Raw genomic sequence first — 22,338 nt, forward strand, 5'->3', positions numbered from 1 at the left:
GGGGGGGGGGGGGACACAACCCTGCTTTGGGCAGTCTGCGCCAGGGGCGCAGGGTGGGCAAAGCAGTCCGCAGACGCCGACGAACCGCACACACCCATGGCAGGCTGCGCCCATGAGACTGTTCGCAGCCTTGTGGCCCCCGCAGCACGCGGTGACGGAATTGGAGCGGGCCACCGGTCCACTCCGCAACCTCCCGGGCGCGGGAGCGCTCCGTTGGACGCAGCCCGAAAGCTGGCATTTCACGCTGAGCTTCTACGGAGAGGTGACCCAGGACCAGGCGGAGGACCTCAAAACGCGGCTGGCCCGCGCAGCACAGCGGGCGGAGGGCCCCGTCCCGGTGCGCCTCGCGGGGGCCGGCCGCTTCGGTGACCGCACCCTGTGGGCGGGCCTCCACAAGGAGGACACCGACCTCGAAGCCCTCAGAAAACTGGCCGCGGTCACCACCGCGGCGGGCCGCCGCGCGGGGCTGCTCCCTCCCGACGAGCACCCCTCGTTCCACCCGCACCTCACGCTGGCCCGCGCCAGGGGCCGGGGCCGCGGCAGCGCCGGTGTGGACCTGCGCCCGTACGTCACCGAGCTGGAGCCCTTCCAGGGCTCCAGCTGGGCCGTCGGGGAACTGCTGCTGGTCCGCAGTGTGCCGCCGCGGAGTGCGGTACCCGGGGAGCAGCCCCACTACGAGCCACTGGAGCGCTGGCCCCTGGGCCCGTGACCGAGCCGCTCCCGGCCCCGGCTACCGTTGACGGCGTGAACGCTAAAACCAGAATGCGCATCGTGACGGCTGTGCTGGTGGTGCTCTTCCTCGTCGTCGTCCTCGCCTCGGCCCTGGGCGGCAGCTGAACCGGCGGCAGCAGCTGAACCGGCAGTAGCAGCTGAACCGGCGGCCCGCCTACCAGGCGAAGGCTTCAGGCGAGGGTCCGGGGCCGGGGAAGATCTTGTCCAGCGAGGCGAGCAGTTCGTCGCCGAGCTTCAGCTCGACGGCGCGCAGCGCGGAGTCGAGCTGGCCGGCCGTCCGCGGTCCGACGATGGGTCCTGTGACACCCGGCCGGGACAGCAGCCAGGCGAGGGCCACCTCGCCGGGTTCCAGGCCGTGCTCCGCGACGAGGTTCTCGTACGCCTCCACCTGCGCGCGCACCGCCGGGTCCTCCAGTGCGGTGGCCGCGCGCCCCGAGGCCGTACGGCTGCTGCCGCCCTCGCGGGCCTTGCGCAGTGCGCCGCCCAGCAGCCCCCCGTGCAGCGGGGACCAGGGGATGATCCCGAGTCCGTACGACTCCGAAGCCGGTATCACCTCCATCTCGGCCCGTCGCTCGGCGAGGTTGTAGAGGCACTGTTCGCTCACCAGCCCCAGCGAGCCGCGGCGTGCGGCGGTCTCGTTGGCCTGGGCTATGTGCCAGCCGGCGTGGTTGCTGGAGCCGACGTAGAGCACCTTGCCCTGCTGGACGAGTACGTCCATCGCCTGCCAGATCTCGTCCCAGGGCGTGGCCCGGTCGATGTGGTGGAACTGGTACAGGTCGATGCGGTCGGTGCCCAGGCGGCGCAGGCTGGCTTCCACGGAGCGGCGGATGTTGAGCGCGGAGAGCTTGTCGTGGTTGGGCCAGGGCGTCTCGCCGTCAGGCGACATGTCGGCGTAGACCTTGGTGGCCAGCACCGTCTTGTCGCGCCGCCCCTCGCCCTTGGCGAACCAGCTGCCGATGATCTCCTCGGTGCGGCCCTTGTTACGGTCCCAGCCGTAGGCGTTGGCGGTGTCGAAGAAGTTGACGCCCGCCGCCAGCGCGGCGTCCATGATCGCGTGGCTGTCCGCCTCGTCCGTCTGCGGCCCGAAGTTCATCGTGCCGAGAACGAGCCTGCTGACCTTCAGTCCTGTGCGTCCGAGCTGCGTGTACTCCATGCCGCCACGCTAGGCGGCTGGAGTGCACTCGAAGCAAGCCGTGCGCTGCGGAGGGGGTGCCTCCTTCTGTTGCTCGCAGGCTGCGGGTGCTCCCCCAAGCTCTTCGAGCAGGGAGGTACCCCCATGGCTGGTGGGGGTACCTCCCGGCCGGAGTCCCCCAGCCTTCGGCCGGGAGGTACCCCCAGGGGAGCAGTTCCCCGCGCCCCTGACGGGGCGCGTCTCCTCTGCGCTTGGGAGGGCTGGCAAGCGCCGCCCCCATGCGGGATACGCGAAAGCCAACCGGCAAGCCCTAGTCCGGACGGGACCCCTTGGTGCGGAAGATCCCCTCGACGGCGCCGAGGTAGGCCGACTCGGCGCTGATGCGGGCGAGTTCGGCGTCGATGGGGCGGCGCGTGATCAGTAGCCGGTAGTAGAACGGTGCGCCGATGGCCGCGATGACTTCTTCCGCGTCCGTGTCGGCGGGGATCTCGCCCCGCTCGACGGCCCGCTCCAGCAGTACGGAGACCCGCTGTATACGGTTCTTGAACACGGCCCGCAGCACCTCCGCCGCCCCCGGCTCGCGCGCCGCGGAGGTGACGACGGCTTCGACGAGGCGCCGGTTGCGTGCCAGGGAGTAGAACTCGGCGATGGATTGCGTCACCGCGTGCAGATCCGCGCGCAGACTGCCGGCGTCGGGGATCGGGATCTTCTCGCTGTGCTGGCTGAGCATGTCGGTGATGACGCCCTCGACCGTGCGCCAGCGGCGCCGGATCGTCGCGGCGTGCACCCCCGAGCGCTGGGCGATCCGGTCGATGGTGATGGAGGCGAACTCCTGGCTGCCCAGCTCCTCCCAGGTTGCTTTCAGCACGGCGGTGCGGGTACGTGCGGTCCGTCCGCCGGGCCGGGTCGATCCGTGCGGTCGGGATGATCCGTCGGGTTCGTCGGATCCGTGCTGTCGTGGGGCAGTCATCGTTCCACGTTGCGTCGAGGCTCAGGTCCCGGTTACTGTTCCCCGCACTTAGTGCGCGCACACGCGCATTAGTCGGGGGATGCCGCGAGCACCCCGCGGTGCGGTACTGAACCGCCGCACTCGGGGCGTTCGCGGCACACAAGGCGTCAGTCTGGCTCAGCGACGCCGCTGGTGACGTACTCAGCCGCAGGCCGTACGAGGTTCCGACGTGAAAGGTACGCCGCCTGGCTGGATTTTGCCGCGCTAGGCGGCACTTGGCGGAACCTGACGCTATTTGCATGGGTCCAGCGGGAATTGACGGGTCCTAAGGGCTTTGTGTTCCTGGGGCTTGCGTGCTGTGGGCTTCGTCGGCGGCCGGCCGCGCGGGAAGCGGTGCGACCGTACCGGCGCCGGCGTATGCGGCAGTTAAAGTGCGGGTGCCCTGCGGTACGGGCCGCCCACGTCCCACGCCTGGTGCAGGGCTTCGGCGAAGGCGGCGGCCATCCGGTGCTCGCCCTCGGCCGAGGGATGGGTGCCGTCGTAGGTGTCCCGTTCCGGCGACCAGTCCGCCGGCACCGAGGCCAGCAGCAACGGCGAACGCGGCTCGGACAGCTCCGCGACCGCCTTGGCCAGCAGGGTGTTGAACCGCGCGCACTCGGCGGCGAACTCGGGGTCGGTGGCGGCGCGGACGTTGGGAATGACGGGCAACAGCACGGCGCGTACGGTCGGGTTGGCGGCCCGTGCCTGGGCCAGGAAGAGCTCCACGTTCGCGAGCGTCTGCTCGGCGTCGGTGTAGAAACCGAGGTCTATCAGCCCGAGCGAGACCAGCAGCGTGTCCGCCCGGTACGTCGCCACCGTCTCCTTGATGAGCGGCGCCATGTGCAGCCACCCCGCACCCCAGCCCGCGAGATGGCCCCGCGCGTGGACGGGGAAGCGCGGGTCGGCGTAGGCATGGCTGCCCTCGTGCAGTGCGGTGCGGGGGCCGACGATCTCCCAGGTCTCGCCCTCGGGAACGGTACGGGACAGGTGCTGCCACATCCGGTAGCGCCAGGTGTGATCTCCCCGAGCCTCCGGCCGGGTGGGGGTACCCCCAGCAGCCCCGATCGTCATGGAGTCGCCGACGAAGAGAACGCGCATCCGCACATCCTCGGGGATCACGCGCTGAGCTGCACCGTGATGCTGGACACTGGAGCCTATGTCTGTGCGTACGCGTTGGGTCGGGACGGCTGTCGGAGCGATGGCGATCGTGGGCGGGGTGGTGGCCCTGCCGGCCGGGCCCGCCGCCCTTGCCGCCGACGGGCCCGACGGGTTCACCATCCGCGACTCCCGGATCACCGAGTCGAGCGGTCTGGCCGCCAGCCGCGCCCACCAGGGCATCTACTGGACGCACAACGACTCCGACGACGGCCCGTACGTCTACGCCGTCGACAGCCGCACCGGCAAGACCGTCTGCCGGGTGACGCTGACCGGTATCAAGCCCAGGGACGTGGAGGCGATCTCCATCGGCCCGGACGGCAACGTCTACGTCGGCGACATCGGCGACAACCTGGACGGCTCCTGGTCCGAGGTGTGGATCTACCGCTTCCCCGAACCGAAGCGCCTGCGCGGCGACGTGGCCGTGACCCCCACCCGCTACACCGTCCGCTACGCCGACGGACCGCGGAACGCCGAGTCGCTGATGGTGCACCCCAAGACCGGGCGCGTCTACATCGCCAGCAAGAGCGACAACGGCAAGGGCGGCGTCTACGCCGGTCCTCAGCGGCTGAACGCGAACGGCGTCAACACCTTCTCGCGCGTCGCGAAGATCGACTTCGAGGCGACCGACGGAGCGTTCTCGCCGGACGGCTCCCGGCTGGTGCTGCGCGGGTACTTCAGCGGGTTCGGCTACAAATGGCGCGACGGCAAGCCCGTCAAGATCGGCTCCGTCCCCGTGCCGCTGGCCCGGCAGGGCGAGTCGGTGACCTTCGCGCCCGACGGACGCACGCTGATGTACGGCTCCGAGGGCGAGGGCAGCAGCGTGGACCCGGCGCAGCTGCACGGCGAGGCGGCGCCGCCCGCCGCGAAGGATTCGTCCGGGTCGGACTCCAAGTCCCCCGAGGGGCGCGGCGACAACGCTTCGTCCGACGAAGACAACCGCAACCTCACCCTCGGCGCCGGCACCTTCATCGCGGCCCTGATCGCCTGGTTCGGCCTGCGCCGCCTGTTCGGGCGTCGCAGGGACTGAGCCGGTCGTCGTAACCGTACTGGGCGCCCGGGCCCCCCGGGGCGGTATACAACCTGCTCCCTTCCCTGCCCGAGTCGGCGAAGTGACCCGGATCACGCGTCGTGGGTGCATAGCGAAGCGGATGCCACCGTCTTTCCCATTGCGTAGGCAACTGGCGGGAGCGGGGACGTGCGCATGGAGCAAGCTCGGGCCGGTGAGTTCGACGAGTTTGTAGCGGCACGCTGGTCGGCGTTGCTCCACCTCGCTCGGCTGCTCACCGGAGGCGATCGGCATCGCGCCGAGGACCTGGTGCAAGAGTCCCTGTTCAAGCTCTGGTTCGTCTGGTCGAAGGTCGCTGAGGAGGCTCCGGAGGCGTACGTACGCAAGGTGATGGCGCGAGCGGCGGCACGCTCGGCAAGGCGGCGCTGGTGGGGCGAGCACCCCGTCGCGCACCTGCCCGAGACCGCGGCGACGGGTGATGTGTCCGCGACCGTGGCGGAGCGCTTCCGGCTGGAGGCCGCCCTCGGCCGGTTGCCGGCGAAGCAGCGGGCCGCGGTGGTGCTGCGCTACTACCAGGACCTGCCCGAGAGACAGGTGGCGGAGGTGCTGGGGTGCCCGGCGCTGATGCGGCTGGTCTCCGAGGTCACCGGCCTCGGCCTGTACGGCGCCGGCCTGCTGGTCTCGGTCGTCTCCTCGTTCGTCGCCGCACTGGGCATCTACGCCGTCACCAGCCGACTCGCAGGCACGCGGGCCGGGTTGGCGGCAGTCGGCCTCTGGGCGGTCTGGCCCGGCTCGGGCGTGAAGTGGGCGCTCTACTCCGACTCCCTCTACATCGCCCTCGCCGCCTGGGCCTGCCACGCCGTCATGCGCCGCCAGTGGCTCACCGCCGGTCTCCTGGCCTGCGCCGCCGGACTCAACCGCCCCACCGCCGTCTCGCTGATCGCCGCCCTCGCCGTGGCCGCGCTGCTCGCACTCCGCCGACGGCAGGACGGTGTCGTACGTCCCCTCGCCGCGATGGCCCTCGCCCCGCTCGGCCTGCTCGGGTACCTGGGCTGGGTGGGCCACGAAATGGGCGACTACGGCGGCTACTTCACCCTGCAGACCGGCGCCTGGGCCCACACGCTCGACTACGGCAGACACACGCTCGACGTGCTGACCTCCCTACCGGTGGGCCGCGACGACTACCTCTTCGCATGGCCCTTCGCGGACCTCATCGGCGTCGGCGCCGTACTGCTGGCCCTCGCGCTGCTCCCGCTGCTGATACGGCGCCGACCGCCGGCCGCGCTGGTGGTCCACACCGTCCTGACCATCGTCCTCGTCCTGGGCAGTCAGCAGATATTCGCCAACGTCTCCCGCTACCTGCTCCCGGCCTTCCCGCTCCTCATCCCGCTCGCCACCGCCCTGCGCCGACTCACCCTGCCCCTGCAGCTCACACTGCTCGGCCTCGCCGCACTGGCCTCCGGCTCGTACGCGGGCTACGCCCTCTTCGAACTCGGCGTCCCGTAATGGACCTCCCCTCGGTCGGTCCTCCGGCCTGCGTCCGGTCTCAGGCGGCGAACTCACCGCGCTTCGTCGCGGTGACGAAGGTTGTCCAGGCGGCTGCGGCGAAGACGATCGCGGGCCCGTGGGGGTTCTTGGAGTCGCGGACGGGGACGCCGTTGGGGTGGTTGTCCGACACCTCGATGCAGCCGCCCGTCCCGTTGTCGCTGTAGCTGGACTTGCGCCACGCCGACAGAGCTGATGCGTCAGGAATCGTCTTCAACTGCGTACTCCCCCAGGTATCGGCGGATCAGGTCGAGTGATTCATCGTCGGTGAGAGCCAGCGAGCGGGCCAGGTCAAACTTCTGCGTCAGCTCAAGGACCTTTTTCGGAGCTTCAATCGGCTCGCCAGACTCGAAGTTCTCAACTACGGCAAGGGTCCCGCCATCGCGCAGCGTGTGCAAGTTCAGGCTTCCGCCGAGCATGGGGTGTGCCCCCTTCTCGAAGGGAAGAACCTGCATCGTCACGTGCGGGCGGGTGGCGAATTGCGCCAGATGCTCCACCTGTGCGGCCATGCACAAGACACCACCAATTGGACGCCTGAGTGCCGCTTCATCCAGGATTGCCCAATAGGAAGGTGGTTCCTCGCGGTCGAAAATCCGCTGCCGCTTCATGCGGACGGCAACGTGCTCACTGATTTGCTCGTCGGTTTCCTTCGGCAGGGACCTCCGGAACAGTGCACGAGCGTATTCCTGCGTCTGAAGAAGCCCGGGAACAGTGCTGCTGGTGAACACCTGGACTCGTTCGGCCTCCTGCTCCTTCTGGATGGCCCTCCGGCTGTAATCCGGAATCAACGTGTCGTGCGCCAACTCCAACAGCTCCGCGAGCACTCCGTCCGTATCGAAGAACTCATCCAGCGCGTCGACCAGCGCCTCGGAGGGGAGTTGGTCTCCCAGTTCGACGCGGCCCAGGTAGCTGTGGGAGTAGCCGCCCACGCGCTCGGAGAGTTGGCGGAGGGACAGCCCTTGGCGCTCCCGCAGTCGCCGTAGCCGCCTGCCGAGGCGAACCCGTGGCGTGAGCTTGCCGTCTTCGCTGTTCAACTCCATCCGTCGAACCTCTTTCCGTGGATCAACCCGCTGTCAACGGCGGGTAATTGGTGACAGCGCCGAGTCGTGTCCGGCGGACGTTCCCGGCAATGATGGTGATGGTTGGAGTACAGCGCGTAGCGACCCGCGCAACGAGTATGCACAAAGGGGGCGTTCGGAGTGGCCGGTATGGCGGAGAAAGGGCGATCGGTGAGGAAAGTGAGGGAAGCCGAAAGGGCGCGGGAGGCTCTCCGGGTGGCGCTGCGGCACGCGGGAATCCAACTGCCGGTGATGGACGTACGCCCTTCGACGCGTACCGATGACACCGGTTATGCACTGGTGCGGCTCGGCGACTGCTCGGCGCCCGTGGCCCGCGATCTGGCGGCCGTCATCGAGAAGGGTGCGGTGCGGTGAGTGTGGCGTGGCGCGACGCGTGGCCACTCGCGGCGCAGCCCGATGACGGTAACCAGTGGCTCACCGGCGTGTGTTGGTTGTACTGCCGACGCGAGGCCGCCCGCGTGCTGTGGGTCGGCTCGGTGCGGACTCCTGGTGCGATCGGCGACGTCTACGCGTGCGGTCCCTGTGTCGCGGAACTCGACCACATGGTGCGCAACCAGTCCCACGGGCGGGACGGAGTCGAAGCGGCCGGACACAGGGCGGGTGCGTGCGAGCACTGGCGGATCGAGAAGCGGGGTGGCAAGACCCGCTGCCAGGACTGCAAACGCCAGCTTTACCTGTGAGCCGGTCCAACGCCCCCGCCCCCGCCCCGGCCCCCCTTGAAGCGTCACCCCCCAAGGCGGTGACGTTTTCGGCACCCCTGCCCGGCACCTTGTCCCCGGACAACCTCGACGCGGGTCGGGCGTCAGGGCGACGCCGTGCGCTGGTCCAGCAGGCGTTGGAAGCCGTCCAGGAGAGCTCGTACGGCGAAGCGCAGGGTGTCGGCGGCGGCTGCGGCGAACGCGTCCTCGGCAAGTGACGCGATCCTGGTGTACCCCTGTTCTTCCATGGCGCGCACCAGGTACGGCTCTTGTGTACGCCAGAACTCCTCGTCGCTGACCCCGGTCTGCTGTGCTGCCTGTTGGTGCAGCACGTGCGAGCGGGCGGAGCCCAGTACGAGATTGTCGAGCGCGACGAACACGTTGACCTTCTCCTGGCCGCTGAGCGGCAGTCCGTCGAGTGCGGCCAGGGCGAAGTCGAAGTCGGCCATCGAGTTGGGGCCGAGGACGGGGCGGGCCTGGTTGATCTGGAGGAGCCAGGTGTGGGCGGTGTAGAGCTCCCACGACTGTTCGGCGATCAGCTCCAGCCGCTCCCGCCAGCTCTTGGCGTGCCACTCCTCCGACTCGTCCGGTGAGCCCTGCACATGGTCGAACATCAGGGCCACCAGTTCGTCCTTGCCGGGCACATAGCGGTACAGCGACATGGTGCCGACGCCCAGTTCGGTGGCGACCCGGCGCATGGACAGGGCGGTCAGCCCCTCGCGGTCGGCGAGTTCGACGGCGGTGGTCACGATCTGCGTCAGCGTCAGCCCAGGCTTGGGGCCGCGCGCGGGGCGGTCCCGCCCGGTGCGGCCCCACAGCAGGTCGAGGCTGCGGACCAGCCGGGCGTGGCCGTCGTCGCCGTGACTGCCCTGGTCACCGCGGTCGGCGGGGTTCTTGGTCGTCATGGTGTGGCCATCCTAGGAAATCCCCTTGCACTCCTCTGCGTATGCTGTACGCTTTTTTATCTGGGTACAGCGTACCCAAATTCAAGGAGGGGATGTATGTCCGCACCGGAACCGGCGACCACCGACTCGCCGTACTCCGTCGTCGCCGAAGGGCTCCGCAAGTCCTACGGCGACAAGCACGCACTCGACGGACTCGATCTGGCCGTGCCCCGCGGCACCGTCTTCGGGCTGCTGGGCCCGAACGGCGCGGGGAAGACCACCGCCGTACGCGCCCTGACCACCCTCATCCGGCTCGACGGGGGCCGCGCCACCGTCGGCGGGTACGACGTGAGCCGCCATCCGCGCGCGGTGCGCCGGAGGATCGGTCTCACCGGGCAGCACGCCGCGGTGGACCAGATCATCACGGCGCGGCAGAACCTGGAGATGTTCGGCCGCCTCTTCCACCTGGGCGCGGCCCGCGCCCGGCGCCGGGCAGCCGAACTGCTCGACCAGTTCGGGCTCACCGAGGCGGCCGACAAACAGCCGCAAGACTTCAGCGGCGGTATGCGGCGCCGGCTCGATCTGGCCTCCAGCATGATCCTGGCGCCTGAGGTGCTCTTCCTGGACGAGCCGACCACCGGGCTCGACCCCCGCGGCCGCAGCGAGGTGTGGGACGCGGTGCGCGGGCTGACCGAGCAGGGCACAACCGTCGTACTGACGACCCATTACCTGGACGAGGCGGACAAGCTCTCCGACCGGATCGCCGTCATCGACCGGGGCCGCAACGTCACCGAGGACACCCCGGCCGGGCTCAAGCGGGCGATCGGCGGCGACCGGATCGAGGTCGTCGCCGCCGAGGCCCGCGATCTGCCCGCCGTCGTGGCCGCCGTGGCGCGGGTCGCGGAGGGAGCCGAGCCGGAGACCGACACCGCCGAACTCCGCGCCCACGCACCCGTCTCCGCAGGTGTGCCGGCGCTCACCGAGGTGGCGCGCGGCCTCCAGGACGAGGGTGTGGTGGTGGCCGACATCGGCCTGCGCCGCCCCACGCTGGACGAGGTCTTCCTGGCCCTGACCGGGAACCGCACCGAGCAGCAGGAGAGCGCGGAGCACGTGGAGGTCACCGTATGAGCGCCGTGCAGATCGCAGAGCAGCAGTCCGCGGAGCGGCAGGGCGAAGGGCGGCGGCTGTACTGGGCGGTCGCCGATTGCTGGACGATCGTCCGCCGCGACCTGACCCACCTGGTGAAACAGCCGTCCATCATCGCCTGGCAGCTCGGCTTCCCCATCGTGTCCGTACTGCTGTTCGTCTATGTCTTCGGCAGTGGGATGGACGTCGGCAAGGGGGTGGATTACAAGGACTACGCGATGCCCGGCATGTTCGCCATGACCATGGCGTTCGGCTTCATGAACACGGCGATGGCCGTCGTCGTGGACAAGGAGCGCGGCGTCACCGACCGCTTCCGTTCCATGCCGATGGCGCCCTCCGCTGTGGTCACCGGGCGCGGTGTCTCCGACGTACTGCACGCGGCGCTCGACCTCGCCGTGATGGCGGCGATCGCCCTGATCATCGGCTGGCGTTCGGACGGCAGCCTGCTCAACACGCTCTGGGCGTTCGTGCTGCTGCTCCTGCTGCGCTTCGCGCTCATCTGGATCGGCGTGCTGCTCGGCCTGCTCGCCAAGAACCAGGAGTCGGCGGGCAACCTGTTCGCCGTCGCCTTCCCCTTCGGCATGGTCTCCAGCGTCTTCACCCCGCCCTCGGCGATGCCGGACTGGCTGGGCACCGTCGCCATGTGGAACCCCGTCTCGGCCACCGCGAACGCGGTACGCGAGCTGTACGGCAACCCTCTGCCGACCGGGGGCAGCTGGATCGAGGAGCACTCGGTGCTGATGGCGGTGGTGTGGCCGCTGGCGCTGACGGCCCTCTTCCTTCCGCTGGCCGTACGCAGGTTCCAGAACCTCAGCAGATGACTGAACCCCGCGCCCCGAAAGGGGCGCGGGGCTTTGTACATGTGCGGCTCCGCCGCGTGGGCGCGATCAACCACGAGGCACCCGCAGCCTGCGGACGAGGGACAGGGGCACCCCCTCATCAGCTCAGAGGCGCTCGATCACCCAGTCGATGCAAGAGGTCAGCGCTTCGACGTCCGCCGGCTCCACTGCCGGGAACATCGCGACCCGCAACTGGTTGCGGCCCAGCTTCCGGTACGGCTCCGTGTCGACGACCCCGTTGGCCCGCAACACCTTGGCCACAGCGGCAGCGTCCACGCCGTCGGCGAAGTCGATGGTGCCCACGACCTGCGAGCGCTGCTCCGGGTCGGTGACGAACGGGGTCGCGTAGGACGCCTTCTCCGCCCAGCCGTAGAGCCGGGAGGAGGAGTCGGCGGTACGGGAGACGGCCCAGTCCAGGCCGCCCTGGCCGTTGAGCCACTCCAGCTGGTCGTTGAGCAGGAAGAGCGTGGCCAGCGCCGGGGTGTTGTACGTCTGGTTCTTGCGCGAGTTGTCGATCGCGGTGTGCAGGTCGAAGAACGCCGGGATGTGCCGGTCCGAGGCGGCGATCCGCTCCGCGCGCTCGATCGCCGCGGGGGAGAAGACCGCGATCCACAGCCCGCCGTCGGCCGCGAAGGACTTCTGCGGCGCGAAGTAGTAGACATCCGTCTCGGCGATGTCGACCGGCAGCCCGCCGGCGCCGGAGGTGGCGTCCACCAGGACGAGTGCCCCGTCGTCGGAGCCCGGCACGCGCCGCAGCGGCATGGCGACGCCGGTCGAGGTCTCGTTGTGGGTCAGCGCGTAGGCGTCGACGCCCTGCTCGCCGCGCGCCTCGGGGTGGGTGCCCGGGTCGCTCTGGATGACGCTGGGCTCGCCCAGCCACGGCGCCTGCTCGGCGGCCTTGGCGAACTTGGAGGAGAACTCGCCGAAGGACAGGTGCTGCGACCTGTTCTCGATCAGGCCGTGGGTCGCCACGTCCCAGAAAGCGGTGGAGCCGCCGTTGCCGAGCACGACCTCGTACCCCTCGGGCAGCGAGAAGAGGCTCCGTACGCCTTCGCGCACCTTTCCGACCAGGTTTTTGACGGGCGCCTGCCGGTGGGAGGTGCCCATGAGAGAGGTACCGGTCGCAGCCAGGGCGCTGAGCGCCTCCGGACGCACCTTGCTGGGGCCCGAGCCGAAACGGCCGTCGGCGGGCTTGAGGTCAGCGGGAATCTGGAGATCAGCCACGGGGCCAGCCTAGTGCCGCCGCCTCGCGCGTTCCCGCAGCTGTCCAGCGCCTGAGACGAACGGTGGACAAGGTGAGTGTCGGTCGGGGCTCCTAAGCTGGGCGTATGACAGCAGGTCGCAGACCCGGTCCTGACGACGTACGGCGCCTCGCCCTCGCGCTTCCCGAGACCAAGGAGGTGGAGGCGTGGTCCATGCCGACCTTCCGGGTGGCGGGGAAGATGTTCCTCACCATGCCGGACGACGAGTCCTCGTTCGCGGTGCGCTGCCCGCGCCTGGAACGGGGAGAGCTGATCGCAGCCGAGCCGGAGAAGTTCTGGGTGCCGCCGCACGAGGCCGGCTCGAACTGGGTGCGGGCGCGGCTGGTGGCGCTGGAGGACATGACGGAGCTGCGGGACATCGTCGTCGACTCCTGGCAGCAGGCCGCGCCACCCCGGCTGCTGGAGACGTTCACGGTGCCGGACCCGTACGCGGACTGAGTCGTACAGACGGTCTCTCCGCAGGTAGGACGCTTGCCGGCGGCCGATCGGCAGCTGATCGTCGGCCGATCGGCGGGGTGATGCGGACCACAGACACGAAAGATCGCGCAGGGGCAGCCAACGGCCCGGGTGAGCATGCACGCTGTGCGCATGGGAGACGCACGTAGGGCAGACGCACGGGAGCTGGAACGGGCGCTGCGCGCAGCGGTGCGCGGCGGCGCGGTGGAGTTCGGGGCCCAGGACAGAGCACTGATGACGATGGACGCCTCCAACTACCGGCGGGTGCCGCTGGGCGTGGTGGCACCGAGGGACGACGACGATGTGGCGGCCGTGCTGGCCGTCTGCCGTGAGAGGGGCGTCCCCGTGGTGGCGCGCGGGGCCGGGACCTCCATCGCCGGGCAGGCCACCGGGCTCGGTGTGGTGCTGGACTTCACCCGGCACCAGCGCACCATCGAGCATCTGGACCCCGACAGCCGCACCGCCGTCGTACGCCCCGGCGTCATCCTGGACGACCTGCGCAACGCCGCCGGAGCCTTCGGGCTCACCTTCGGGCCCGACCCCTCCACCCATGCCCGCTGCACGCTCGGCGGGATGATCGGCAACAACTCCTGCGGCTCCCACTCGGTCGCCTGGGGCACCACCGCCGACAACGTGCACGAGCTGGAAGTCCTCACCTACGGCGGCGAGCGGGCCCGGCTCGGGCGGGGCGGCGAAGGCGTCCCCGAGCGGCTGCGCAGCGGCGTCTCCTCCCTCGTACAGGGCGAACTGGCCCGGCTGCGCACCGGGTTCCCCGAACTGCCCCGCAGAATCTCCGGCTACGCCCTGGACGAGCTCCTCCCCGAGAAGGGCGAGGACTGGGCCCGCGCCTTCACCGGCAGTGAGGGCACCCTGGGCGTGCTCACCCGCGCCACCGTCAAGCTGGTGCCCACGCCGGGCGCCCGGGTGCTGGCCGTACTCGGATATGCGGACGAGTCCGCGGCGGCCGAGGCGGCTGCCGGGCTGCTCCGACACCAACCGCTGACCGTCGAAGGCATGGCCAACGACCTGGTCGGCGACGCCGCGCGGGCCTCCCTCCCCAAGGGCGGCGCCTGGCTGTTCGTGGAGGTCGGCGGCGACGACGCGGCGCAGGCCAGGGCCAACGCCGAGGAGCTGTGCCGGGCGGCCCGCGAAGGCACCACCGACCACGCGCTGGTCACCGAACCGGCCGGGCAGCGCGCCCTGTGGCGGGTCCGCGAGGACGCCTCCGGCACGGCAACCCGCATGCCGGACGGGGCGGAGGCGTGGCCCGGCTGGGAGGACTGCGCCGTACCCCCGCCCCGACTCGGCGCCTATCTGCGGGACTTCCGCAAGCTGCTGCGCGAGTACGGGCTGCGCGGGCTCCCCTACGGGCACTTCGGGGACGGCTGCATCCACGTACGGATCGACTTCGACCTGCTGGGCGAGGCGGGGATCGCGAAGTTCCGGGACTTCTCCGTGGCGCTCGCCGATGTCGTCGTCGCGCACGGCGGCTCCCTCTCCGGCGAACACGGTGACGGCCTGGCCCGCGCCGAGCTGCTGACGCGGATGTACGGCGAGGAAATGGTCGGTCTCTTCGGCCGGTTCAAGGACCTGTGGGACCCGGCCGACGGCCTCAACCCCGGTGTGCTCGTGCGGCCCGACCCGCTGGACGCCAACCTGCGCTTCGCGCCGCTGCCGCGCAAGCCGGTCGACGTGGAGTTCGGCTACCCGCACGACGGCGGCGACTTCTCCGCCGCGGTACGCCGTTGCGTGGGTGTCGCCAAGTGCCGCAACGAGACGGCCGGGGCGAGCGTCATGTGTCCGTCCTTCCGCGCCACCGGCGAGGAGAAGCACTCCACGCGCGGGCGCGCCCGGCTGCTGCACGAGATGCTCGCCGGGGAAGTCGTCACCGACGGCTGGCAGTCCGAGGAGGTGCACGACGCGCTCGATCTGTGTCTGTCGTGCAAGGGCTGCCGCAGCGACTGTCCCGTGGGTGTGGACATGGCCACCTACAAGGCGGAGTTTATGCACCACTACTACGAGGGCGACGCCGAGAACCCGGGCAAGCGCCGCCCGATGGCCCACTACTCGATGGGCTGGCTGCCGCGCTGGCTGCGGCTGGCCGCCGCCACCCGTACGGTGCCGCTGCTGAACGCGGGCGCCAAAATGCCCCCGCTGGCCGCGCTCGCCAAGCGGCTGGGCGGGCTGGCCCCCGAACGGGACATTCCGGCGCTGCCCCGTACCCCGTTCACCCACTGGTGGCGCAAGCAGCCCGGCCGCTCCGCCGCCGACGGCAAGCCGGTGGTCCTGTGGCCGGACACCTTCACCAACTACCTCTCCCCGGAGGCCGGGTCGGCGGCGGTGCAGGTCTTCCAGGACGCGGGCCTGCGTCCCGTCGTACCGCCGAAGCAGGTGTGCTGCGGTCTCACCTATGTCTCCACGGGTCAGCTCGACCGGGCCCGTACGGTGATGCGCCGCACCCTCGATGTGATGGAGCCGGCCCTCGACGCGGGCCTGCCGGTCGCCGTACTGGAGCCGCCGTGCGCCGCGGCGCTCCGAACGGACGTCCCCGAGCTGCTGAGCGACGACCCCCGCGCGGGGCGGCTCGCCAAGGCCGTCCGCACCTTCGCGCAGACCCTGGAAGAGCAGGCCCCCGACTGGGAGCCGCCCCGTATCGACCGCCCGGTCGCCGGTCAGACCCACTGTCACCAGCACGCCGTCATCGGCGACGCCGCCGAGCGCCGGCTGCGTGACCGGGCGGGCCTCACCGGCACCCTCAGCGGCGGCTGCTGCGGTCTGGCCGGCAACTTCGGCTTCGAGAAGGGCCACTACGAGGTCTCCGCCGCCTGCGCCGAGGACCAGCTGCTGCCGGCCCTGCGAGCCGCCGGACCGGGCACGGAGATCCTCGCGGACGGCTACTCCTGCCGCACCCAGATGGACCAGCTCGGCGGCTACAAGAGCCGGCATCTGGCGGAGGTGCTGGCGGAGGGGCTGGGGTAGGAGCGGCCTATGATCCGAGTGACTGTGGAGCAGACCGTACGGTGCACGCCCGACGCGTTCCTGGCCCTGGTGATGGACCCGGAGCGGTACGCCGGGATCGACGCCAAGCTGGGGGCCATCGACTGGGTGCGCCGGGAGGAGAACGTCACCGAGTTCAAGTTCCGTTCGCGGCTGCCGGGCCTTCCCAGCCCGGCGCCGAAGGTGATCTCCCGGATGCGGCTCACCCCGGGGAAGGCCGTCCACGTCCGCTACGCGCCCGCGCCGCACAACCGCCTTGTGCGGCGCGTCTCCACCTTCGCGGCGAGCTTCGTCTGCACGCCGGAGGACGACGACACCACGCGGGTGGTACGGACGATCGAGATGGGCTTCGCCCCGCTCCTCCGCCACCTGGCCGAGCCGGTCCTGCGCCGCACCCTGCGGCCCGACATGGAACGCGAGATCCGCGGCGCCAAGGCCCTGTTGGAGGGCACCGACGCACCCTAGGCCCCGGTCACCGGACCTCTCCTTCGAGCACGTCCCCGCGCCATGCGGCCAGCCGCTCTTCGAGGGGTCCGGTCCCGTCCAGTACGTGCCGGCTGAACGCGTCCCGCTCGTGGGCCAGCACCGCCGCCTCCCATACGCACGGGGCGAGCCCCGACCGGCCGGGCCGCAGCTGGTCCGGCTCCCCGGCAGGCCCGGTGAACACCGCGAGGTCGGACATGTGCCCCTCGATCCAGGTGTGCACCAGCACGTAGTCACCGTCCCCGCCCGCATGGAACAACAGCACGGACAGCCCCGCGGAGCCGCGCAGCCGGGCCGACGCCAGATGCTCGCCCGCGATGCGCCGCCCGGTCTGTGCGTCCTGCTCCGTCACCGATCGTCCGGGCGCCTCGATCGCGTACGCCTTCACCAGGTGCCCGGCAATCTCCGAGCAGCCCAACGGGCGTACAGCACGGGCGTGGTACCCCTCGGCCAGTGCCTGCAACGCCTTCTGATCCTCGAGTCTGGTCATAGAACCCATGTTCCCCGCTCCCCGGCCGGGCAGGAAGTAATGCAAGCACGCTTGCTTGTTTTTGCCTTGGCTGTCAGTCTCGGTGTCCTGCCCGCCGACGCCGCGAACTCGGGGAGGGAGAGGCGTGAGTGCTCCGGAAGGCACCCCACGCGAGCCCCTGCGGGTCGGAAACGCCTCCGGCTTCTACGGCGACCGCTTCGCCGCGCTCGCCGAGATGCTGACCGGCGGCCCGCTGGACGTACTGACCGGCGACTATCTCGCCGAGCTCACCATGCTCATCCTCGGCCGCGACCGGCTGAAGGACCCCGCGCGCGGCTACGCCAGGACCTTTCTGCGGCAGCTGGAGGAAGGGCTGGGGCTGGCCCGCGAGCACGGCGTCACCCTGGTCACCAACGCGGGCGGCCTCAATCCGGCCGGGCTCGCCGACGCCGTACGGGAGTTGAGCGAGCGGGTCGGCGTGCCCGCGCGGGTCGCACATGTGGAGGGTGACGATCTGCTCGGTGGCCAGGACTGGGGCGAGGGGGTGCTGACCGCCAACGCGTATCTGGGCGGCGCCGGGATCGCGGCGTGCCTGCGCGCCGGTGCCGATGTGGTCGTCACCGGGCGGGTGGCCGACGCCGCGCTGGTCAGCGGGTGTGCCGCCGCGCACTTCGACTGGGCGGACGACGACTGGGACCGGCTCGCCGGGGCCGTTGTCGCCGGGCATGTGCTGGAGTGCGGAACACAGGCCACGGGCGGCAACTACGCCTTCTTCGTACGCGACTTCGTACGTGACGGCATCGACGTGCGCCACCCCGGGTTCCCGCTGGCGGAGATCGCCGCGGACGGTTCGTCGGTGGTGACGAAACACCCGGGAACCGGCGGCGCGGTGACCGTCGGCACCGTCACGGCGCAGCTCCTCTACGAGACCGCGGGGCCGCGCTATGCCGGCCCCGATGTGACCGCCCGGCTGGATTCCGTGCGGCTCAGCCAGGCGGGCCCCGACCGGGTCCGTGTCGAGGGGGTCCGGGGGGAGCCCCGGCCCGGCACCCTCAAGGTGGGCCTCACCCGGCTCGGCGGCTTCCGCAACGAGGTCACCCTCGTGCTGACCGGGCTCGATGTGGAGGCCAAGGCCGCCTTGGTGCAGGAGCAGTTGGAGGCCGCCTTCTCGCGGTCCGGGGCACGGCGTCCGCGGGAGGTGAGCTGGAGCCTCGTTCGTACGGATCGCATGGACGCGGACGTCCAGGAGGAGTCGAGCGCTCTGCTGCGGCTGGTGGTGCGGGACGCCGACGAGAGAGTGGTGGGCCGCGCCGTGTCCGGCCCCGCCGTCGAGCTGGCACTCGCGAGCTACCCGGGCTTCCACCTGGCGGCACCACCGACGGGCGGGGCACCGTTCGGAGTGTTCGAGGCGGCGTACGTACGCGCTGAGGCGGTGCCGCATGTCGCGGTGCTGCCGGACGGTACGCGGGTGGATGTGGCCTTCCCCGCCGGTTCGCCTCTCGCGGGGCGGGCGGGCGAGGGGCAGCGGGCCGGTGTAGAGGGAGGGCCTGCGCCGCGGCCCGCGTCGTCCCCCGTTCGGCGTGCCCCTCTCGGTCTCGTCGCCGGGGCACGGAGCGGGGACAAGGGCGGGAGCGCCAACATCGGCGTCTGGGCCCGTGACGCCGACCCGGACATCTACAGCTGGCTGCGCGACACCCTCACTGTCGCCAAGGTGCGCGAACTCCTCCCGGAGACCCGGGAACTCGACGTCACCCGGCACGAACTCCCCAACCTCGCAGCCCTCAACTTCGTGATCGACGGCATCCTCGGCCAAGGCGTGGCGTCGCAGCACCGGTTCGACCCGCAGGCCAAGGCGCTCGGCGAGTGGCTGCGCGCGCGCCACCTCGACATACCGGAGGTGTTCCTTCCATGAGCGCCCTCGACGTGCAAGCTCCGGAGTACGGGGACAACCGCGCCGCCATGCTCGGCAAGCTCGAAGAGCTGAACACCGAGCAGGCCAAGGCTCTCGCGGGCGGCGGCGAGAAATACGTCGCGCGGCACCGGGAGCGCGGCAAGCTGCCGGCCCGCGAGCGGATCGAACTCCTCCTGGACCCGGACACCCCGTTCCTGGAGCTGTCCCCGCTCGCCGCGTGGGGCAGCGACTGCACCACCGGCGCTTCGCTGGTGACCGGGATCGGTGTCGTCGAGGGCGTCGAGTGCCTGATCACCGCGAACGATCCCACCGTACGCGGAGGTGCCAGCAACCCGTGGACGTTGAAGAAGGCGCTACGGGCCAACGAGATCGCGTACGCCAACCGGCTGCCCTGCGTCAGCCTGGTGGAGAGCGGCGGCGCCGATCTGCCCAGCCAGAAGGAGATCTTCATCCCGGGCGGCGCCCTTTTCCGGGACATCGCCCGGCTCTCGGAAGCAGGTATCCCGACCGTCGCCGTCGTGTTCGGCAACTCCACGGCCGGCGGCGCGTACATACCCGGCATGTCGGACCACGTGATCATGGTCAAGGAGCGCGCCAAGGTGTTCCTCGGCGGGCCGCCGCTGGTGAAGATGGCCACCGGCGAGGAAGCCGACGACGAGGAGCTGGGCGGCGCCGACATGCACGCCCGCACATCCGGCCTCGCCGACCACTACGCGCTGGACGAACCCGACGCACTGCGCCAGGCCCGCCGCGTCATCGCCCGCCTCAACCGGCGCAAGGCCCACTCCGACCCGGACCCGGCCACCGTACGGGAGCCGCTGTACGACCCCGAAGAACTGCTCGGCATCGTCCCCGGCGAGCTGAAGGTGCCGTTCGACCCGCGCGAGGTGATCGCCCGGATCGTGGACGCCTCGGCCTTCGACGAGTTCAAGCCGCTGTACGGGGCCAGCCTGGTGACCGGGTGGGCGCGGCTGCACGGCTACCCTGTCGGCATCCTCGCCAACGCGCAGGGGGTGCTCTTCAGCCAGGAGTCGCAGAAGGCCACCCAGTTCATCCAGCTCGCCAACCAGCGCGACATCCCCCTTCTCTTCCTGCACAACACCACCGGCTACATGGTCGGCAAGGAGTACGAGCAGGGCGGCATCGTCAAACACGGCTCGATGATGATCAACGCCGTCTCCAACTCGAAGGTCCCCCACCTGTCCGTCCTGATGGGCGCCAGCTACGGCGCCGGCCACTACGGGATGTGCGGACGCGCCTTCGAGCCCCGGTTCCTCTTCGCCTGGCCGAGCGCCAAGTCCGCCGTCATGGGGCCGCAGCAGCTCGCCGGTGTGCTCTCGATCGTGATGCGCGAGTCGGCCGCCGTCAGGGGAAAGCCGTTCGACGAGGAGGCGGATGCCGGGCTGCGGGCCATGGTCGAGCAGCAGATCGAGAGCGAGTCGCTGCCCATGTTCCTCTCGGGACGGCTCTACGACGACGGCGTCATCGACCCGCGCGACACCCGCACCGTTCTCGGCATCTGTCTGTCCGCCGTCCACACCGCGCCGGTGACCGGAGCCCGCGGCGGTTTCGGCATCTTCCGGATGTGAGCGGGGTGGACGGAACCGACAGGCACTCCGAGGAGCACGGAATGATCCACTCCATCCTCGTCGCCAACCGCGGCGAGATCGCCCGGCGCGTCTTCCGCACCTGTCGCGAACTGGGCATCTCCACCGTCGCCGTGCACTCCGACGCGGACGCCGAAGCGCCGCACGTCCGCGAGGCCGACGCCGCCGTACGGCTGCCGGGCAGCGCACCCGGCGACACCTATCTGCGCGGCGACCTCATCGTCGCCGCCGCCCTCGCGGCCGGCGCCGACGCCGTACACCCCGGCTACGGATTCCTCTCCGAGAACGCCGGCTTCGCCCGCGCCGTCCAGAACGCCGGGCTGGTGTGGATCGGCCCGCCGCCCGCCGCGATCGACGCCATGGCGTCCAAAACAGCCGCCAAAAAACTGCTGGGCGAGGCCGGGGTGCCGCTCCTGGCGCCCCTGGACCCGGGGGAGATCCGCGAGACCGACCTGCCCGTCCTGGTCAAGGCCGCGGCGGGCGGCGGCGGTCGCGGCATGCGGGTCGTCCGCGAACTCACCGCGCTGGACGGTGAACTGGCCGCAGCGCGTGCGGAGGCCGCCGCTGCCTTCGGGGACGGCGAGGTGTTCGTCGAGCCGTACATCGAGCGGGGGCGGCATGTCGAGGTACAGGTGCTGGCGGATGCGCACGGTGGCGTATGGGCGCTGGGCACCCGGGACTGCTCCCTCCAGCGGCGCCACCAGAAAGTGATCGAGGAGGCCCCGGCCCCCGGGCTCGGCACCGAGGTGCTGCGCACGCTGGAACGGGCCGCCGTGGCGGCGGCCCGCACGGTGGACTACGTGGGCGCGGGCACCGTCGAGTTCCTCGTCACGGCCGACGGACGCCCCTGCTTCCTGGAGATGAACGCCCGCCTCCAGGTCGAACACCCCGTCACCGAGTGCGTCTTCGGGCTGGACCTGGTGGCGCACCAGATCCGCGTCGCGGAAGGCGATCCGCTGCCACCGGACGGACCGCCCCCGGTTCGGGGCCACGCCGTCGAGGCCCGGCTGTACGCGGAGGATCCGGCGCGTGACTGGCAGCCGCAGACGGGCCGGTTGTGGCGGCTGGAGGTACCCGGCGATGTCCGGGTGGACTCCGGTGTCGCGGACGGCTGCGAGATCGGCGTCCACTACGACCCGATGCTCGCCAAGGTCATCGCTTGGGCGCCGGACCGCCCCGCAGCCGTACGCAAATTGACCCGCGCCCTGGAACGGGCCGCCGTGCACGGACCGGTCACCAACCGGGACCTGCTCGTGGCCTCGCTGCGGCACCCCGACTTCGACCCCGCCCGGCTGGACACCGGCTTCTACGCACGCAACCTGGCCGAACTGACCGCCCCCGGCGCGGGAGACGACACTGTGCACGCGCTGCTGGCCGCCGCACTGGCGGCGGCGGTACGTGACGAGGCGGGGCGTCCTCGTGTCGCCGCCCGCGTCGGAGGCTGGCGCAACCTCGCCTCGGCACCCGCCTGTCGGCGGTACGCCGACGCCGCCGGGGACGAACACGAGGTGCGGTACCGGTGGGGCAGGGGCGGCACCCTCGTGCCGGAGGCCGCCCCCGGGGTGCGGGTCGTCTCGGCCCGGCCCGAAGAAGTCGTCCTCGAAACGGGCGGGGTGCGCCGCCGGTACCCGGTCGCGGTGTACGGCGACCGGGTGTTCGTCGGCCGGCACGCCTTCACCGCCCTGCCCCGGCTCGCCGAGCCCAGGACGGCGGCGGAACCCGGCTCCCTGCTGGCGCAGCTTCCCGGGACGGTCGTCCGGCTGGCGGAGGGCGTTCGGGTCGGGGCCCACGTCACCGCGGGACAGCCTTTGTTGTGGCTGGAGGCGATGAAGATGGAGCACCGTGTGGTCGCCCCCACGGATGGGAGGGTCTCCGCGTTGCACGTCGTTGCGGGGCAGCAGGTCGAGGTGGGCACCCTTCTTGCAGTCGTCACCGCCTGAGGGGG

The 22,338-nt window shown here is 70.9% G+C and carries 21 protein-coding genes; 13 read left to right on the forward strand and 8 right to left on the reverse strand.

What is annotated here, in order from left to right; all coding sequences use genetic code 11:
* Window positions 1–112: 112 nt before the first annotated feature.
* Entirely contained in the window at window positions 113–709 is a 597-nt protein-coding gene (gene thpR / locus ACTWQF_RS35205; RefSeq protein WP_443283837.1) for an RNA 2',3'-cyclic phosphodiesterase, read from the forward strand.
* Window positions 710–886: 177 nt separating this feature from the next.
* Here thpR and ACTWQF_RS35210 read toward each other — a convergent pair whose 3' ends face one another.
* The 3 genes from ACTWQF_RS35210 to ACTWQF_RS35220 all read right to left on the reverse strand — a co-directional run bounded on the left by ACTWQF_RS35210 (window position 887) and on the right by ACTWQF_RS35220 (window position 3,950).
* Window positions 887–1,885: an aldo/keto reductase gene (locus tag ACTWQF_RS35210; RefSeq protein ID WP_443283838.1), complete on the reverse strand. Its 999-nt coding sequence runs from the start codon at window positions 1,883–1,885 to the stop codon at window positions 887–889.
* Between the two features lie 289 nt (window positions 1,886–2,174).
* Complete coding sequence (locus ACTWQF_RS35215; protein ID WP_443283839.1) at window positions 2,175–2,732, reverse strand: TetR-like C-terminal domain-containing protein; 558 nt, start codon at window positions 2,730–2,732, stop codon at window positions 2,175–2,177.
* Window positions 2,733–3,239: 507 nt separating this feature from the next.
* A complete protein-coding gene (locus tag ACTWQF_RS35220) occupies window positions 3,240–3,950 on the reverse strand; it encodes a GDSL-type esterase/lipase family protein (protein ID WP_443283840.1) in 711 nt (236 codons plus the stop codon).
* A 58-nt stretch (window positions 3,951–4,008) separates the two neighbouring features.
* Here ACTWQF_RS35220 and ACTWQF_RS35225 point away from each other — a divergent pair, with 58 nt between their 5' ends.
* On the forward strand, window positions 4,009–5,037 hold the full coding sequence (locus ACTWQF_RS35225; protein WP_443283841.1) for a hypothetical protein: 1,029 nt from the start codon (window positions 4,009–4,011) through the stop codon (window positions 5,035–5,037).
* A gap of 174 nt (window positions 5,038–5,211) precedes the next feature.
* Window positions 5,212–6,522, forward strand: a complete 1,311-nt coding sequence (locus ACTWQF_RS35230; RefSeq protein WP_443283842.1) for a SigE family RNA polymerase sigma factor — start codon at window positions 5,212–5,214, stop codon at window positions 6,520–6,522.
* Between the two features lie 40 nt (window positions 6,523–6,562).
* On the opposite strand, the gene ACTWQF_RS35235 is transcribed toward ACTWQF_RS35230, so the two are convergent.
* On the reverse strand, window positions 6,563–6,778 hold the full coding sequence (locus ACTWQF_RS35235; RefSeq protein WP_443283843.1) for a DUF397 domain-containing protein: 216 nt from the start codon (window positions 6,776–6,778) through the stop codon (window positions 6,563–6,565).
* Window positions 6,762–7,601 carry a DUF5753 domain-containing protein gene (locus tag ACTWQF_RS35240; RefSeq protein WP_443283844.1) on the reverse strand — a complete coding sequence of 280 codons (840 nt, stop codon included), beginning with the start codon at window positions 7,599–7,601 and terminating at the stop codon, window positions 6,762–6,764. The genes ACTWQF_RS35235 and ACTWQF_RS35240 overlap by 17 nt, the downstream gene beginning before the upstream one ends.
* 198 nt (window positions 7,602–7,799) lie before the next feature.
* Here ACTWQF_RS35240 and ACTWQF_RS35245 point away from each other — a divergent pair, with 198 nt between their 5' ends.
* Together ACTWQF_RS35245 and ACTWQF_RS35250 are read left to right on the forward strand one after the other, a co-directional pair.
* Window positions 7,800–7,994: a hypothetical protein gene (locus ACTWQF_RS35245; RefSeq protein ID WP_443283845.1), complete on the forward strand. Its 195-nt coding sequence runs from the start codon at window positions 7,800–7,802 to the stop codon at window positions 7,992–7,994.
* Complete coding sequence (locus ACTWQF_RS35250; RefSeq protein WP_443283846.1) at window positions 7,991–8,320, forward strand: hypothetical protein; 330 nt, start codon at window positions 7,991–7,993, stop codon at window positions 8,318–8,320. Before ACTWQF_RS35245 ends, ACTWQF_RS35250 begins: the two co-directional genes overlap by 4 nt.
* 122 nt (window positions 8,321–8,442) lie before the next feature.
* Here the strand turns inward: ACTWQF_RS35250 and ACTWQF_RS35255 are convergent, their stop codons facing one another.
* The gene (locus ACTWQF_RS35255; RefSeq protein WP_443283847.1) at window positions 8,443–9,243 is read right to left on the reverse strand and encodes a TetR/AcrR family transcriptional regulator; all 801 of its coding nucleotides are present in this window, start codon (window positions 9,241–9,243) and stop codon (window positions 8,443–8,445) included.
* 96 nt (window positions 9,244–9,339) lie between these two features.
* Here ACTWQF_RS35255 and ACTWQF_RS35260 point away from each other — a divergent pair, with 96 nt between their 5' ends.
* Window positions 9,340–10,350: an ATP-binding cassette domain-containing protein gene (locus tag ACTWQF_RS35260; RefSeq protein WP_443283848.1), complete on the forward strand. Its 1,011-nt coding sequence runs from the start codon at window positions 9,340–9,342 to the stop codon at window positions 10,348–10,350.
* The gene (locus tag ACTWQF_RS35265; protein ID WP_443283849.1) at window positions 10,347–11,189 is read left to right on the forward strand and encodes an ABC transporter permease; all 843 of its coding nucleotides are present in this window, start codon (window positions 10,347–10,349) and stop codon (window positions 11,187–11,189) included. Before ACTWQF_RS35260 ends, ACTWQF_RS35265 begins: the two co-directional genes overlap by 4 nt.
* 123 nt (window positions 11,190–11,312) lie before the next feature.
* On the opposite strand, the gene serC is transcribed toward ACTWQF_RS35265, so the two are convergent.
* The gene (serC, locus tag ACTWQF_RS35270) at window positions 11,313–12,431 is read right to left on the reverse strand and encodes a phosphoserine transaminase (protein ID WP_443283850.1); all 1,119 of its coding nucleotides are present in this window, start codon (window positions 12,429–12,431) and stop codon (window positions 11,313–11,315) included.
* Window positions 12,432–12,535: 104 nt separating this feature from the next.
* On the opposite strand from serC, the gene ACTWQF_RS35275 reads away from it, so the two are divergent.
* The 3 genes from ACTWQF_RS35275 (at window position 12,536) to ACTWQF_RS35285 (ending at window position 16,387) form a co-directional block, all read left to right on the forward strand.
* Window positions 12,536–12,907, forward strand: coding sequence for an MmcQ/YjbR family DNA-binding protein (locus ACTWQF_RS35275; protein ID WP_443283851.1), 372 nt, complete (start codon window positions 12,536–12,538; stop codon window positions 12,905–12,907).
* 150 nt (window positions 12,908–13,057) lie between these two features.
* Window positions 13,058–15,904, forward strand: coding sequence for an FAD-binding and (Fe-S)-binding domain-containing protein (locus ACTWQF_RS35280; protein WP_443283852.1), 2,847 nt, complete (start codon window positions 13,058–13,060; stop codon window positions 15,902–15,904).
* 9 nt (window positions 15,905–15,913) lie between these two features.
* Entirely contained in the window at window positions 15,914–16,387 is a 474-nt protein-coding gene (locus ACTWQF_RS35285; RefSeq protein WP_443283853.1) for an SRPBCC family protein, read from the forward strand.
* A gap of 7 nt (window positions 16,388–16,394) precedes the next feature.
* On the opposite strand, the gene ACTWQF_RS35290 is transcribed toward ACTWQF_RS35285, so the two are convergent.
* Window positions 16,395–16,895 (reverse strand): hypothetical protein, encoded by a 501-nt coding sequence (locus ACTWQF_RS35290; RefSeq protein WP_443283854.1) that lies wholly within the window; start codon window positions 16,893–16,895, stop codon window positions 16,395–16,397.
* 124 nt (window positions 16,896–17,019) lie between these two features.
* Between ACTWQF_RS35290 and ACTWQF_RS35295 the strand changes: the two genes are divergently transcribed.
* From ACTWQF_RS35295 to ACTWQF_RS35305, 3 genes are read left to right on the forward strand one after another with little or no spacing between them, the layout of a single operon-like run.
* On the forward strand, window positions 17,020–18,786 hold the full coding sequence (locus tag ACTWQF_RS35295) for an acyclic terpene utilization AtuA family protein (RefSeq protein ID WP_443283855.1): 1,767 nt from the start codon (window positions 17,020–17,022) through the stop codon (window positions 18,784–18,786).
* Window positions 18,783–20,375, forward strand: a complete 1,593-nt coding sequence (locus ACTWQF_RS35300) for an acyl-CoA carboxylase subunit beta (RefSeq protein ID WP_443283856.1) — start codon at window positions 18,783–18,785, stop codon at window positions 20,373–20,375. Before ACTWQF_RS35295 ends, ACTWQF_RS35300 begins: the two co-directional genes overlap by 4 nt.
* Before the next feature lie 41 nt (window positions 20,376–20,416).
* Entirely contained in the window at window positions 20,417–22,333 is a 1,917-nt protein-coding gene (locus tag ACTWQF_RS35305; RefSeq protein WP_443283857.1) for an ATP-binding protein, read from the forward strand.
* Window positions 22,334–22,338: the final 5 nt, after the last annotated feature.

Origin of the sequence: Streptomyces sp. 8N114 (genome assembly GCF_052245835.1) — a bacterium.
In the GTDB taxonomy this organism is placed as follows: domain Bacteria; phylum Actinomycetota; class Actinomycetes; order Streptomycetales; family Streptomycetaceae; genus Streptomyces.